8 protein-coding genes are annotated in these 15,185 nt (G+C 29.4%); 1 reads left to right on the forward strand and 7 read right to left on the reverse strand.

Annotated features, from left to right (window positions below; all coding sequences use genetic code 11):
- Positions 1-176: 176 nt before the first annotated feature.
- Complete coding sequence (locus tag GQX97_RS05355) at positions 177-1,781, forward strand: peptide ABC transporter substrate-binding protein (RefSeq protein WP_157150932.1); 1,605 nt, start codon at positions 177-179, stop codon at positions 1,779-1,781.
- 264 nt (positions 1,782-2,045) lie between these two features.
- On the opposite strand, the gene GQX97_RS05360 is transcribed toward GQX97_RS05355, so the two are convergent.
- From GQX97_RS05360 to GQX97_RS05390, 7 genes are all read right to left on the reverse strand, one after another.
- The gene (locus tag GQX97_RS05360) at positions 2,046-2,546 is read right to left on the reverse strand and encodes a type 1 glutamine amidotransferase domain-containing protein (RefSeq protein ID WP_157150933.1); all 501 of its coding nucleotides are present in this window, start codon (positions 2,544-2,546) and stop codon (positions 2,046-2,048) included.
- A gap of 380 nt (positions 2,547-2,926) precedes the next feature.
- A complete protein-coding gene (locus GQX97_RS05365) occupies positions 2,927-4,618 on the reverse strand; it encodes a phospho-sugar mutase (RefSeq protein ID WP_157150934.1) in 1,692 nt (563 codons plus the stop codon).
- A 165-nt stretch (positions 4,619-4,783) separates the two neighbouring features.
- Positions 4,784-5,896, reverse strand: coding sequence for a leucine-rich repeat domain-containing protein (locus tag GQX97_RS05370; RefSeq protein ID WP_157150935.1), 1,113 nt, complete (start codon positions 5,894-5,896; stop codon positions 4,784-4,786).
- A gap of 217 nt (positions 5,897-6,113) precedes the next feature.
- A complete protein-coding gene (locus GQX97_RS05375) occupies positions 6,114-7,178 on the reverse strand; it encodes a pseudouridine synthase (RefSeq protein ID WP_157150936.1) in 1,065 nt (354 codons plus the stop codon).
- Between the two features lie 351 nt (positions 7,179-7,529).
- The gene (locus GQX97_RS05380; protein WP_157150937.1) at positions 7,530-7,958 is read right to left on the reverse strand and encodes an OmpH family outer membrane protein; all 429 of its coding nucleotides are present in this window, start codon (positions 7,956-7,958) and stop codon (positions 7,530-7,532) included.
- A gap of 91 nt (positions 7,959-8,049) precedes the next feature.
- Complete coding sequence (gene bamA, locus GQX97_RS05385; RefSeq protein ID WP_157150938.1) at positions 8,050-10,674, reverse strand: outer membrane protein assembly factor BamA; 2,625 nt, start codon at positions 10,672-10,674, stop codon at positions 8,050-8,052.
- Positions 10,674-15,119, reverse strand: a complete 4,446-nt coding sequence (locus GQX97_RS05390; protein WP_157150939.1) for a hypothetical protein — start codon at positions 15,117-15,119, stop codon at positions 10,674-10,676. The genes bamA and GQX97_RS05390 overlap by 1 nt, the downstream gene beginning before the upstream one ends.
- Positions 15,120-15,185 lie beyond the last annotated feature (66 nt).

The following is a 15,185-nucleotide window of genomic DNA, read 5'->3' on the forward strand; positions in this document are numbered from 1 at the left end:
TACACAATTATTTTTTTCTTTTCTTTTTTTAAAGTTAGGAGTTTATATCTGTAGTATTGCTAAATTTTCTATTATTTATTTTTTATATACCTATCAATAACTATTGACTTTATAAACATTAATAATAGAATAATTAACTTAAATAATTTAAATAAAATAATTTTAAAGAGAGAAAAATGAAAAAATCTGTATACATTATTTTTTTAGTACTATCAATAATTTCATGCAATAACAACAACAAAACTTCATCAAACAATGAAATATCTATATCGCTTGGCGGAGAACCTAAAACTTTAGACCCTACGCTAAACTCACTTAGTTTCGGCTCAATATATATGATACATTTCTTTGAAGGGCTTACAAAAAAAGATAAAAATGACAATGTTGCAGCTGGTATGGCTAAAAGATGGGATATATCTCAAGACGGTCTCACATACACTTTTTATTTAAGAGATGAGGCTAAATGGTCTGACGGCGAAAAACTAAAAGCTCAAGATTTTGAATATGCTCTAAAGAGAGTAGCAGACCCTAAAACAGCAGCAGCGTACTCACATATGGTTAATATTGTAAAAAATGGAAGTTTAGTGATAAGCGGTAAAACTAATGTTGATGCTTTAGGAGTGAGAGCCATTGATGACAATACTTTAGAAATTGTACTAGAAAACCCTACTCCATATTTCTTAGAATATTTATCTGTGAGCAGTGCTTATTTTCCTGTGAGAAAAGACATTGTGGAAAAATATGGCGATGATTGGTCAAGAAACCCAGAAACATATATTGTAAATGGTGCTTATGTAATGACAGAGAGAAAAACCGATGAAAAAATTGTTATGAAAGTAAATACTAATTATTATGATAAAGACAGCATTGTTGCTAAGAAAATTAATGTTATTATAATGAGCGATTCAAACACTTCTCTTGCCGCTATAAAAACTGGAGATATACAATTTTCTGTAATTGAAGCTCCGCTTGGTGAAATATCTACTCTTATAAAAGAAAATTATATATTACAAGAGCCTGCTTATGGAATATATTTTTTAGAGATTAATTCACAAAAAGGAGTGCTTACAAATAAAAACATAAGAAAAGCTTTGGCATTAGCATTTGACAGAAACTATATAATATCAAACATTACAAAAATGAATCAAACTCCGGCATATGCATTTGTGCCTTATGGAATGAAAGACAGTACAGGCAAAGACTTTAGAGAAAATGGAAGCAATTATCTTGACCTTGGAAGCTACAGTGAAAACATAAAAGAAGCTAAAAGCCTTATGGAGTTATCAGGATATACAAATGGAGAAAATTTTCCTGTATTAGAGATAAGAACTACTCCGGGATATTTTACTTTAATATGTGAAGCTATGCAGGAGATGTATAAAGAAAATTTAGGAATAGATGTTACAATTAAATCTGAAGAATATAATGAAACATTTCAGGCTATGGTTGAGAAGAATTATGATTTAGCAAGAAGCGGCTGGACTGCAGACTATAGCGACCCTTTAGCTATGATTAGTTTTTTCTCGGAAGTAAGTGCTGTTAATCATAGCGGGTTTAGCAGTAAAGAGTTTAATGATTTATTAAAATTCTCTTCAAGCACAACGAATACAGAAGAGAGAATAAAAGCATTGCATGAAGCAGAAGATTTAATATTTGACTATATGCCAGTAATACCAATAATATACAGAATGGACCCATTTATGATTAATCCAAAATTAAAAGGGGCAATATTTAATCCGCTTGGAAGATACAGATTTCATTATGCATATTTAGAGCAATAATTTAATTTACCGCACGTTAAACCAAAAAAAAAATATGAATAAGTTTATAAATATAATATTTTTTATATAAATAAACTTATTTACCGTGCGATTAGATAGACTGAAAAATAATAAAAGCTAGGGCGGGCATGCTTTTTATAATTGAGCTTACAAATAAATAAAAATTATATTATTAGTTTACGTTATAAAATTTAATGGGCGGGGAATTAAAAAAAGCAAAAAAAGAAGCCCTAATTAGAGCCTCTTCTATTATTTATCTATATATTACTTCAATTTCTTTATTATCTCTTTAGCAAAATATGGCAAATCGTCAGGACATCTTGAAGTAATAATATTTCCGCACACTACCACTTTTTCATCTTTGTAATTAGCTTTAGCATTGATTAAATCATCTTTTATGGCTATATAACATGTAGCATCTTTTCCTTCTAATACTTTTGCAGATATTAAAGTTTGCTGTCCATGACAAATAGCTCCTATAGTAAGATTATTATCAACAAAATATTTTACTATTTTTTTAACGTTTTCATTGCCTCTTATAGCTTCAGGAGCTCTTCCTCCGGGTATTATCAATGCCTTATAATTTGAAGGATCTACTTCTGAAAAATCTAATTTAGCTTCAACTTTGAAAAAATATTCTCCTTTAATTTCTCCTTTATTTAGAGCTGCTATATCAACTTCCACACCCTCTTCTATAAGTCTGAAATATGGGTAAAATAATTCTGAATCTTCAAATAAATTATCTGTAATAATTAATGCTTTCATTTGTATACTTCCTTTATATAATGATACTGTATTATATACCATTTTTCATATTGTTTCCAGTAATATACATGTATTATAATTTTGTTTATAAGATTTGTTGTAATGTAACTTATTCATCACGCGTTAAAATAATTATAAAAAACAAATTTAATTAATTATGCATTGTAATTTATAAACATAAATTTATTTACCGCGTGCTTTAAAAAATTATCAAATTTAAAAAATCTTGGGTGGGTGTGCTTTTATGACCGAGCTATAAAATAAATAGAAATTATATTTTTGGTTTACACCATAAAACTTAAAGTGCGGGGAATGATAAAAGATAATAAAGAAGAAGCCCTATTAATTAAGAGCTTCTTCTTTATTAATACTTAATTATATTACTCTTTTATAAACTTTTTAAAATTAGCTACTTTTTCTTTAGCAACTGCAAGTCTCTTATCTTTGCTTTCTTTTACGCAAACTTCAAAATAGAATTTAATTTTTGGTTCAGTACCAGAAGGTCTTATAGTAATTTTTGTTTTATCAGAGAGTATGTACTGAAGAACATTAGATTTTGGAAGAGTGATGTCGCTTATTTTTTTGCCGCTATTGTCATAAACTTCTTTTTTCTCATAATCGCTTATACTAACAACTTCAATACCAGAAATCTCTTTAGGCAAATTGTTTCTGTAATAAGTCATTAAATCAGCTATAGCCTTAGCTCCATCAGCACCTTTTTTAGTGATAGATATAGTCTCTTCATAGAAATATCCATATTTTTCGTAAATGCTCTCTAAATAATCAGCTAATGTCATATTATTGTCTTTACAATAAGCAAGCACTTCAGCAAGCATCAAACAAGAACTAACACCATCTTTATCGCGTACATTTGAGTTAATACAATATCCGAAACTCTCTTCAAAACCAAATAAATAAGTTCCGTCTTTTGTTCTCTCTATAACATCAGCAATCCATTTAAAACCAGTAAGTACATCATAAAGCTTAACATTATTAGCATCAGCAATAGCCCTAGCAAGCTCAGTAGTAACTATAGTTTTTACTATATAAGGATTTTTCACATTCTTTTTATTTGTAATGAGATAGTAAGCCATAATAGAGCCTATTTGGTTTCCAGTAAGATACATATAGCTTCCGTCTTTAGTAAGCAAAGCACAACCCATTCTATCACAATCAGGGTCAGTACCCATAACAAGTTCAGCACCAATCTCTTTAGCCTTGTTAACAGCTATTTGTAATGCTTCTGGGTTTTCTGGGTTAGGTGATTCAACTGTAGGAAAATCTCCATTAGGAGGCTGAGCTCCTTCTAAAGTTGTTAAATTAGTAAATCCTGCCTTTCTCAAAGCCATAGGAACCATTTTGTAACCAGAACCGTGAATAGGAGTGTAAACTATTTTTATGTCATGATGCTTTTTAATGATATCAGGATTAACTAAATAACCCATTAAATCATTCATATATTTATCTTCAATATCTTTTCCTATAAGAGTAACCTTTGAAGCATCTCCCATTTTTACTTCTTCAGGTTTCACTTTTAATACTTCATCTATTATGTTTTTATCATGAGGAGGAATAACTTGAGCACCGTCAGTCCAATAAACTTTATAACCATTATATTCTTTAGGGTTATGACTAGCAGTAACAACAATTCCCGCAATACAGCCTAAACTTCTCACAGCATAAGAAAGAAGTGAAATAGGGTGAATATCATCATATAAATAAACGCTTATTCCATTTGAAGAAAGTATCTCAGCTGCAGCTTTAGAAAATACATCAGAATTGTTTCTTGAATCATAACCTATAGCAACTTTATAATCACCTCCGCCTTGTTTAAGTATGTAGTTTGCTAAACCTTGAGTAGCAACACCAACAGTATATTTATTCATTCTGTTAGTACCAACACCCATTATGCCTCTTAATCCGCCTGTACCAAACTCTAAATCTCTATAAAAAGCATCTGTCAATTCTTTTTCATTACCCGCATCTAATAAAGCTTTAATCTCTTTCTTTGTTTCTTCATCATAAGAGCCGTTAAGCCAAGAATTAATTCTATCTTGTACATTTTTTTCCATAAATTATTACACCTCTAAATATTTTATATTTTTCTAATTTTAATATTATATTTAAAGTATATTATATAAAAACCATATAATCAAGTAAAATGTTTATATTATTTACATAAAAAAGAGAACCTATAAATATTATAAGTTCTCTATTATTTTTTACTAAAATATTTTTTAATTAATAGGTATAGATTGTTTATATTTTATTTTATCAGTCCAATCATATCCTAAGAATTTTTCCCATTTCTCTTTCATATTTGGATCTGCCGGCTCTTCTACATTAGGTAAATATAGATTTTCTGGCATAGAATTATCAAATACATTGCCTGAACAACTTATAGCTTCAGGGTTTGTACCTAAATACTCAACATCTGATAATGAAGTACAATCTGGAAATATTTCTGGTCCCATTATACCCAATTCCATCAAACTGCTTGGTAAAGATATACTAGAAAGAGAAATACATCTATAAAAAGCATAGTGATAAATAGATTTAATATTTTTATTTAGATTTACTTTTTTTAATTTTGTACACTCAGCAAAAACAAATGTTCCTATGGTTCTAAAATATTCTGGTAAAGTAATCTCCTCTAATGATACACAGTAACTAAAAGCACTATTTTCTATAGTTAATAATCCCTCAGGAAATACTACTTTACTTAAATTATCACAATAAGCAAAAATTTGTGGAGATAATGTAGTTATTTTTGTATATTGTAAATCAACTTCTCTTAAATTAATACAACTTCTAAATGCTCCTTCTCCTATTTTTGTCAATGCAGACGGAAAATTAATTTCTATTAACTTCTCAGCATTTCCAAAAACATTATTGCCTATACTAGTCAATGTTTCAGGAAGTGTTACATAAGATAAATATTTATTTCCATAAAATGAATTATCAGGTATTTCTATAATGGTAGTTTCACTTAAATCTAATGATATTCCTTCAGAATAAGCATTTCTAGTTATAACTGTATTAATTTTTTCTAGAGTATTATTTTGTTTTATATCTTCTTCGCTGCCTTCAACGAAAGCTGCATATTTTGTATGTTTTTCATAATATTTTTGAATTTTACTTTCTATTTCTTCTTCACTATCAGTAGCTATTATAATAAATTCAGGATCTGGTGTAGGTTCAGGTGTAGGCTCTGGATCTACATCTATAACAGGAGAATTTGGATCTTCTGGAGGACTTCCTATAGAATCTAAAGTAGGACGTGTAGTAGCCCTTCTGCAAGATATAATTAATATAAATATTATAAATAAAAAGAGTAACTTCTTAAACATAACAAACCCCTTCTATAATATAAAACCTATAAAATGTAAATTAGTAATTTATTTTTTTAATATTTTTTTAAATATAATAAAAAATCAATAAAAAGCATAATATTTTATTGATTTTTTTTGTTCTATAGTGTATTATTAACAGTAATAATATGTATATACTTCTATGATTTTAATATATTAATAAAGTGATAGCCCTGTAATAACATTATAGGGCTAATTATTTACCTCTCTTGTTTGAAGTCTTTGTATTCTTTTTTAATGACTTTTTATTAGATACAGGCTTTTTTGCTGTTTTTAATTTCTTTTCTTTAACAGAAGAAGTTTTTTTAGCAGTAACTTTTTTAGTAGAAGATTTCTTAGTAGATAATCTCTTTTTCTTAGGTTTAGCCTTAGCCCATTTAGACTTATCATGCTGCTTTTTTTCTTCTTTTTTTATTTCTTTTTCACTCTCTTTTAGAAAGTCTTCTTCATTAAACTCTTCATCATTTTCAATTATATTATTAGAAAATAAAGATTCTATCTCTTTGAGTTTTTTATCTTTTTGTTTAAAGAAAAACTCTATCTCTTTTTTTGTTAAATCTCTAATATGACCAGCCTCTAAAGTACCAGATACATCATCATATTTGCTCACACATCCAACAGATATCCTCTCCAAATCAATAACCTTATAACCCAAATAATCAAATATCTTTCTTATCTCTCTATTTTTACCCTCGTTTATAGTAAGACGAATTTTACTTTGTACTCTTCCTTTTGAAAGTATTTTAAACTTAAAAGGAGAATATGTAACATTTTTGATTGTGATACCTTTGCTTGCATTTAATAAAGCTTCAGAATCTATTTTTCCATTAACCGTAACATCATAAACTTTTAATATTTCATAAGATGGGTGCGTTATAATATTAGCAAACTCACCATCATTTGTAATAATCATTATACCACGCGATTCAGAGTCTAGCCTTCCAGCATAAAAAAGCCTCTCTTTAATACCCTTAAAAAACTCTGTAATTATCCTTCTGCCCGGTAAATATTTAGTAGTGCTAACAACCCCTAAAGGTTTGTATAAAGCCATATACCTTTTAGTTTGCCTTTCTATAATATTTCTATCTATTGAAACAGAGTCGCTCTCTTTTACCCTATAAGCAGGGTCTAATATTACCTGATTATTTACTCTCACCCTTCCAGACATTATGGCTTTCTCACAATTTCTTCTGCTTGCAAAACCAGATTCTAATATAACCTTAACAAGTCTCACATTTTCTTTATTTGTTTTATTATCCATATTTACTCTCTAATTTTGTATGTATTGGGGGTTTTTATTTGATTAATAATAAGCGAATATATTTAATAATTTATAACACATAATATATAAAAAAGCTCCGCTTTAGCCGTATGCGACATAAATGCACCTAACTTTATAGTTAGGTGGGCTCTTCAGAAACATGACCTTGATTTCTCTATACCATATCGCGATAATGGCGAGCCTATCATTGATGCTTCGCTCCAGATCCCGTTAGCATTAAATTATAGTGGTGCAAGAATGTCATCGCTTCACGTACCAAGCAGAGTAATATTAATATAAAGTCTTTTTTATTATTTGTCAATAGTATGTATTTTTATTAAATAATAATTATTACTTTTTCATAACTGATTCTTTTACATCTTTAATAACAGCATCTGTAATATCAAAATTTCTATCTGCATAAAGAATAGCATACTCAGTTCTCTCAAGTATTAAAGTGTATCCCTCTTTTTTTACTATACCAAGAAGTGATGAAGCTACCTGTCTTTTAACTTGTCCTCTTAAAGAATTATCTCTAGGATTAGTATTAATTTCTGTATTATTAGTTTCAGCCAAATCTCTATTATCATTTTGCTCTTGCATTTTTAATTTTAGATTTTCAACAAAAACATCATCTTTAGTAACTTCTTTTACAACTCTATCCAAATCAACATAACCAACCTTAGTAAGCCTATATGACTGAGTAAAAACTCTCGGACTTACTACAGATATAACCAAAAAAGACAAAAACATTAAGCCAAAAATATAATATTTTTTCATAATTTATTTTCTCCTTTTATATTTTACTGACAAATTATTTATAAATATAATAAAAATTATAATAAAAACAGCAAAATAGCAATATATAATTTTAATAGAATGGATGGTTCATTGTAAATGCAATTCCCCAGCCTCTTCCAAGCCACTTACCAAGAGGAGAATAAGTATCACCCTCAAAGTCTTGGAAACCCTTACCAAAACCAACATCCTCTTTATTGTAAACAAATCTCTTAGCAAAATAAAATCTAATATTAAATATAGGTATAGTAAGTCTCAAACCAAAACCTACAGAATACATATATTGTGAAGGGTCAAATATATCTTTAATATCCATAAACTGTGAAGGATAATTATAAGCATCTCCGTCAAAATTAAGACCTGTAGAATGAGGAAGCCATAATTGACCTGCATCAAGAAAGCCGACAAATCCTAAAGTTCTAGGTATAATAGGTATACGAAGCTCAGCAAAGAATCTTACTTTAGCCCTACCATAACTCCAAGAATCTGTTTGACCATTCTCATTAGGCAAGTCATAAGTACTTAAGCCTCTATTATGTTTAAATATAGTATATTTAGAAGTATCCCAACCTCTAACATCTTCAAATGGGTTAAGATAATAAAGTACATCTGCATCGTTTTGAATAGGAAGTCCCGGAATAGCCACAATCTGACCAATCTCTCCATAGAATGCAAATGATAACCATTCAGTAGCAGGCACAGCCAAGAAACCTGTAGCATTTAATCTCATTAATTGAGTATGGTTAAAGTAGAAGTCCACTGTACCTCTTAAGAAACTTCCCCTTGTAGGGTTAAGATAGTCGTTTCTGCTGTCTCTAAGAAGCGAATAAGATACTATAAATGTTGTAAACCAATCACTTTGCCATCTTTCAAAACTTCCGTCTTTTTTATTTATTCTATGAACTAAATATTTTTTAATATCATTCAATACGTGATCAGGTCCTGCATCGCTTGCTCCTTGATCATACCACTGCTGATACTGCTGTACAATGGTGTCAAATGTCAAGAAAGTAGAGTAGTAGTCAAAGAAATAATAACCAACTCTCGCAATACCTTCAAAACCATGCCTTGTATAGTAAGAATATTTAGGAAGTCCAAATTGATCTGTACCTATTTGGTCTCCTGTATTAACACTTTCATTAAAGTAAGATAAATCAAAACCTAAATATATAGGCAAATTAAGCAAATAAGGCTCTGCAAAATTAACTGCTATTCTCTTTTGAGTCTGACCAAACTCACCGCTTAAACCTAATTGCAAGCCACGCCCTAAGAAGTTATTTTCTCTAATAGAAGCAAATATCTTAAAACCAGAACCAGTAGAAAAACCGCCTCCTCCAGATACCATAGCAGACTTACCATCTGTAACATTAAGCCCAAGCTCCATAAGCCCTTCAGCAGAACCGGGTTTTACGCTAATATTAATGTTATCAAAGAATTGCGTATTATATAATCTCTCTTGTACACGCTGTATTTTAGCAGAGTTAAATACTTCTCCCGGTTTTATATCAATATATCTCTGTATAACAAAGTCTTTAGTTTTAGTGTTTCCGGCTATTGTAATATTTTCTATGTGGGCTTTATCGTTTTCAACTATATCATACATTATATTAACTATCTTGTTCTCTTCATTAACCGATATAACAGGTATAACTTGCCTAAATATATAACCCTTTTCAGAATATTTATTTTGTATGCCTTGATAATCAGCCATATGATAAGTATAATTATATAAAGCACCCTTTTTAGCTTTTATATCTGCTTGTATAACATCAGAAGGTATAACAAAATTACCTTTAAATCCAATATCTCCAAAATAATATTTATCACCCTCTGTTATGTAAATATCTATAATCAAATCCTGCTCATTTTTTACCTGCGGATCCCTCCACTGATAAGTATATTGAACATTATTTACCTTTGCCTTATAATAACCCCTATCAGCATAATACTTTACTATCTTAGACTTATCCTCTTCAAACTTAAACTCGTTAAACTTACCCAAAGATAAGAAACCATTTTCTTTTGTAGACATTTGTCTCTTTAATTCATTAGCCGAGAAATGCGTATTTCCATGAAAACGAATGCTAGATACCTTAACCTCATTACCCTCTACAATATTCATCTCTATAACAACGTCAGAAGCAGCTTTATCTTCAGTAACCTTAGGCTCAACATAAGCCTTTAAATATCCTTTATCTTGATAGTTTGTGATTATAGCATTAACAGCATCATTTAACTTCTGCGGTATATAAGGGTCTCCCACACGCATTATAGGTTTTATAGCATCATTTAAAGCAGTCCTGCTTAAACGTTTATTGCCGTTGTATATTATATCTTTAATGATAAATCTCTCTGCTACTACTATATTAAGTATAATCCCGTCATCTTCTCTTGTAACATCTATAGCAACCCTGTCAAAAGATTCTGTATTAAATAAACTTTTTATAGCATTATTAATTTCAGTTCTAGCGAATTTACTTCCTTTCTTAATGGGGAAATTATTTTTTATTTGATCCTCAGTAAGTCTTACTTCCCCTGTAACTATTATATCTTTAATGGTAAGACCCTCATAGACAGCGATATTTTGTGAAGTTTGTAAATTGTCAAAATCACTCTCAGCCGCCCTTAAAAATAAAAAAGCAGTAAAAAGTATAGAAATAGAAATAAAAATGATAAAACGATTCTTTATAAATTTCACTAAAATCTCCAACGCGTAACTATGTTAAAGTCTTGTCCTGTTCCTTTTATATTGAAAGGGTTAATTTTATACTCAAATACAAAATTTGCAAGTCTGTAATTTTTGAGTAAAGAAACTTCAAAACCAAATTGATGGTCAAAATAATAAGCATCCACCGGTCTTCCTAACTCACTTGGCCTTGAAGCATCATTTACTTTATAAGTAACATCATATTTCAAATACAAATATTTAGAAACATATTTACCTATACCTACGCTAGTGTTATCCCAAACAGAAGAAGCACTAAGATTATTATTATTCGTAACAAACAATAAGTTATTTACAACCGTAGGGCTTAAGTTAATATAATCTATACCCAAAAACTGCCTTACCCAACGCTCTACTGGTCTTAAAACTGTACTTCTCAATATTAAATCACTATAATTCATAGTAAGCTGCTGTAATTGGGCATTATTCATATTATTAGCAGAGTTTATAGTGTTTAGATTTTCGGCATAAACTTGATTTTCTCTATTACCAAAAGTACCCTGAGGTATGCCTGCTAATTGATTAACCTGATACTGTCCAAGCGAAGGAATAGTATAGAATCTTACAGGAGAAATACCGCCTGTGCTGTCGGTTAATAATTGAGAAACCCTAGCATTCATCTCCATATAAAGCGTAACACTCTCTCCTGAGTTTTGATATTCCAAAGAATCTGAAGAAGCACTAACACTTGGAGAATAATATTTTTTGTATGTAAAAGCAGTTGCCTCTATTATAGGGTCATAACTATTAACATCTGGGAATGTTAAAGTACCATTTTCTATTTGATACACATTCTGTAAATAATATATACTTCCCCTATCAAAATTAATGGTACCCTCTAACTCTAATCCGTCTCTCAATGTGCTATATACACTCATTTTAGAGCCGTCTTCAAGGTAAACATCTCCAACCAAATTATGTGTAACACGCACCTGCTGCCAAGCCTCTATAATGAAATCCCAGTAAATTTTACTAGCCATTCCGTAAACATGCTCTTTATATGTATTTTGAGGGTTTATAGATAATTGAACATCACTTTTCATAAGTGTTAATGTTCCGCCTATTCTTGGTTCAGCTATATTTCCGCCAACTTGTAAGTCTATGTGTAAAGGACCTCTTATTTTTACAACATTAAGGTCTAATGAACCATTTAAAAGACCTAATTGTTCGTCTGATGAAAGTAAATCAAAAGCCATGTAATTTATATTATTTTTAAATATTTCAGCTTCACCTGTAATAGCTAAATTCTTCTTGCCCTTGTAAGTAAATGTAAGATTATTTACGTTAAACATATTTCCATTAAAATTAAAGTCTACAACTGTACTATCAAATACATCAGAGAAATATGCTATTTTTACCTTCTTTCCATGACCTAAAAATCTTCCGTCAATTGCAATATCATCTTTAGGTCCATGCATTCTAGCATATAAAGTATAAGGCTTATTATCAACCATAAAGTTAGTTGGTGCTGATTGTATCTCTGTAAATAATACATTAAATATCTCAAATATCTCTACATTAAGCCTATCAGAAGTTAGAAGCAAATCAACTTGATCTTTGCCAACATCTTTTACAGTGCCGTCAATATTAAGAATATTATAATCATCATAAACATATTTTAATGCTGTTTCATTCACTCCATCTATATTAGAAATACTTCCTGATATTCCATGACTTTTATTGTTTTCAAAAGTAATATAATCTTTTTTATAATTTACTATAGTACCAAACTCTGGAAGCTTTCTTTTATTGATTGTTATAGGCGTTGTCTGTATTCTAAACTCTTTGCTTCCGTCTGATAAAGAACGCATATTATAATTAATAGTGCCTGAATAAGTACTCAAGAAAAATAATTCATCAACTTCTACAGTCATATTATGCAAATCTTTTGAAAAATAAGCATAAGGTATCTTTAATTGTTCACCGCTCTTTTTAAATGTTCTAGATTTTACAATACCCGTAGAACCAGTCTTACTCATAAGTACATCTTTTATTTCAAGCTCATCTGTTTTGTAATAACCTGTTAAAGAAACATCATATCTGTCGCCTAAAACCTCAAAATCTTTTATATTAAATTTATCCAAATATACAACAGGATCACTAATAAGCCCTATTACAGTGGCGTTTGCAGTGACTATACCGTACATTCCGCCTGCCATTGTAAGATTAAAAGGCAAATCAGATATAGTAAGATTTCCAAATACATTATTTTGATTGATTGAAGCATCTAAAGCAATAAGTCCGACGTTATCTGCATCTTTAAGTAAAGCTGTAAACTTATTAATTCCATCAGAAGAAGAAAGTATACCCTCCCCATATACTCTATTATCACCATAATCCATTATTATATTAGTAAATACTATGCTCGTATTAGAAAGTTCAAATTGAGTATTTAAAGCAACAACAGGTGAAAGACTCTTATTAAACTTAACATCGCCATACAAATATAATGGCTTATTTCTATAATTATCTATAGTTACATCAGCATCAAAAGATATATCATTAACTTTTAACTCATTTGGTGTTGATATATTTAACTCAAAATCTCCATTAGTCTTTATAGAACCATTTGCAACTATTTCAGAGTTCTCTGTAGAAGCATATAATATTCTAGTTCCATTAGTAGCTATAAGGGTAAAGCCATTTACATTATAATTACCAATAGGAGTCTTTACACTTCCATTGGCTTTTACATTGAAATTCTTATCATACTCTACAACAGCACTGGCATTAACTCCGCCGTCTTCTGAAAGCCTATAAAATATATCATTAAGTTCAATCTTATTGCTATAAGCCAAAGCCCCTACTCTAATCAAATATTCCTCTGTGTAAATTTTTCTAGATGATAAATTTAATACATGAATATTTCCTTTTCCATCTGTATATGAAGCATTGCTTAAACTATATTTAACATTTAGAGAAGATAAATTATCAATAGGATTGCCCCCCAAAAATACAACAAATAACTCTTGAGGTATAATACCGCTAGCATCCACTAATACAGGCCTAGTATTGTCTAATGATATATTAACATCAAAAGGCTCTATATACTTATTAGCACTCAAATTCATCTCTATGTATTTTTCTTTTTTCATATATCTTACAACCCATTTCAAAGGGTGTGTTAAAGCATTGGCATAAGATAACTCTGATATTATAAAACTAGAAGATAATTCTTCATCATTAACTCTTATAGGGTTTAATGATAATGAAGCAGATAATTTATTAACTCCCGCAGATATTTCATTAATATTTAAACTCAATACACTTGAAACAGGGTCATTTAATGGCACTATGCCGCTAAGTATTATATTGCCGTCTAAAGTATTAACATTAACATTAGATAATATTAGATTATTATTTGTAACTTCAGCATCCGCATGTAACGTAAACAATTTATCACTAGCCCTAACGTTAAAATCTAAATATATATCCTTTTCAAGCTCATAATCACCATAAGCATTAATTCTCAAATAATCAAAACGATTAATAGCATTGCTAATCATCTTTAGATTGTCTTTATCAGGCTTTATAGTGTTATATAATATTGGTGTGTCTAATGCTATATTTACAAACTTATAAACTGTATTTTTATCTATATTAGCATCTAAAAGTTCAAAATTAAGCTTACTTTTGTTATAATCATAATTAAGATTAAGCAAATCTTCTTTTTCTGTATTTTTTAAATTTAATTTTATAAAATCATTATTATTTGTAGCATTTATATCATATTTAAATAAATCTTTCTCTCTGTCTTTAGCACTTACTATACATGTTAAATAAGATAAATCAGGATTAACTTCTGTAGAAAAATTAACAATAGTTTCATCTGGAAGACTTAAATCATAAGTAAGAAAATATTTATATGACCTAAAGTTTCCATTGAGAGACCTAATAGATACTTGAGTTGTATTTCCTTCTTTGTCTTCTATTTTGGTATTGAAATTTCTAACAAGAATACTTTTATCCAATAATATATCAGTAACATTTTTAATAATCTCTCTATAATCTGTATTAGCATTGGTATTCGATTGAAAAATGGAAGTATCTAAAAACTCAGGATAAAAATCTGCCTTAGTAACATCAACATCACTAAGCATATAAAATATATCTTTTTTTATGAAAAGTCTTAATGGATTAAACTTTAAAAAAGCTCTCTCCATACTAGCAAACTCTTTATCATTACCCTTAGAATAAACTTTCACATCATCAAGAATAATTTCTAATCTAAACGATAAACTTATATCACCTATATGAATATCAATAGGTGCTACTTTATTTATATATAAAACAATATTATCTAAATACTTTTGCTTATTTGAAAAAACAAAAGAAACACTAAACAAAGTAGGTATTAAAAAAGCTATCAAGGTAGTAGCTAAATAAAGTTTAAAACGCGAGTGCTTTTTGGTACGCACTCATATACCTCCATAAGGCTATAAATAACTACTTATAATAACCTATTTAAATAAAAATTGTTATAT

Origin of the sequence: Brachyspira sp. SAP_772 (genome assembly GCF_009755885.1) — a bacterium.
Lineage (GTDB): Bacteria > Spirochaetota > Brachyspiria > Brachyspirales > Brachyspiraceae > Brachyspira.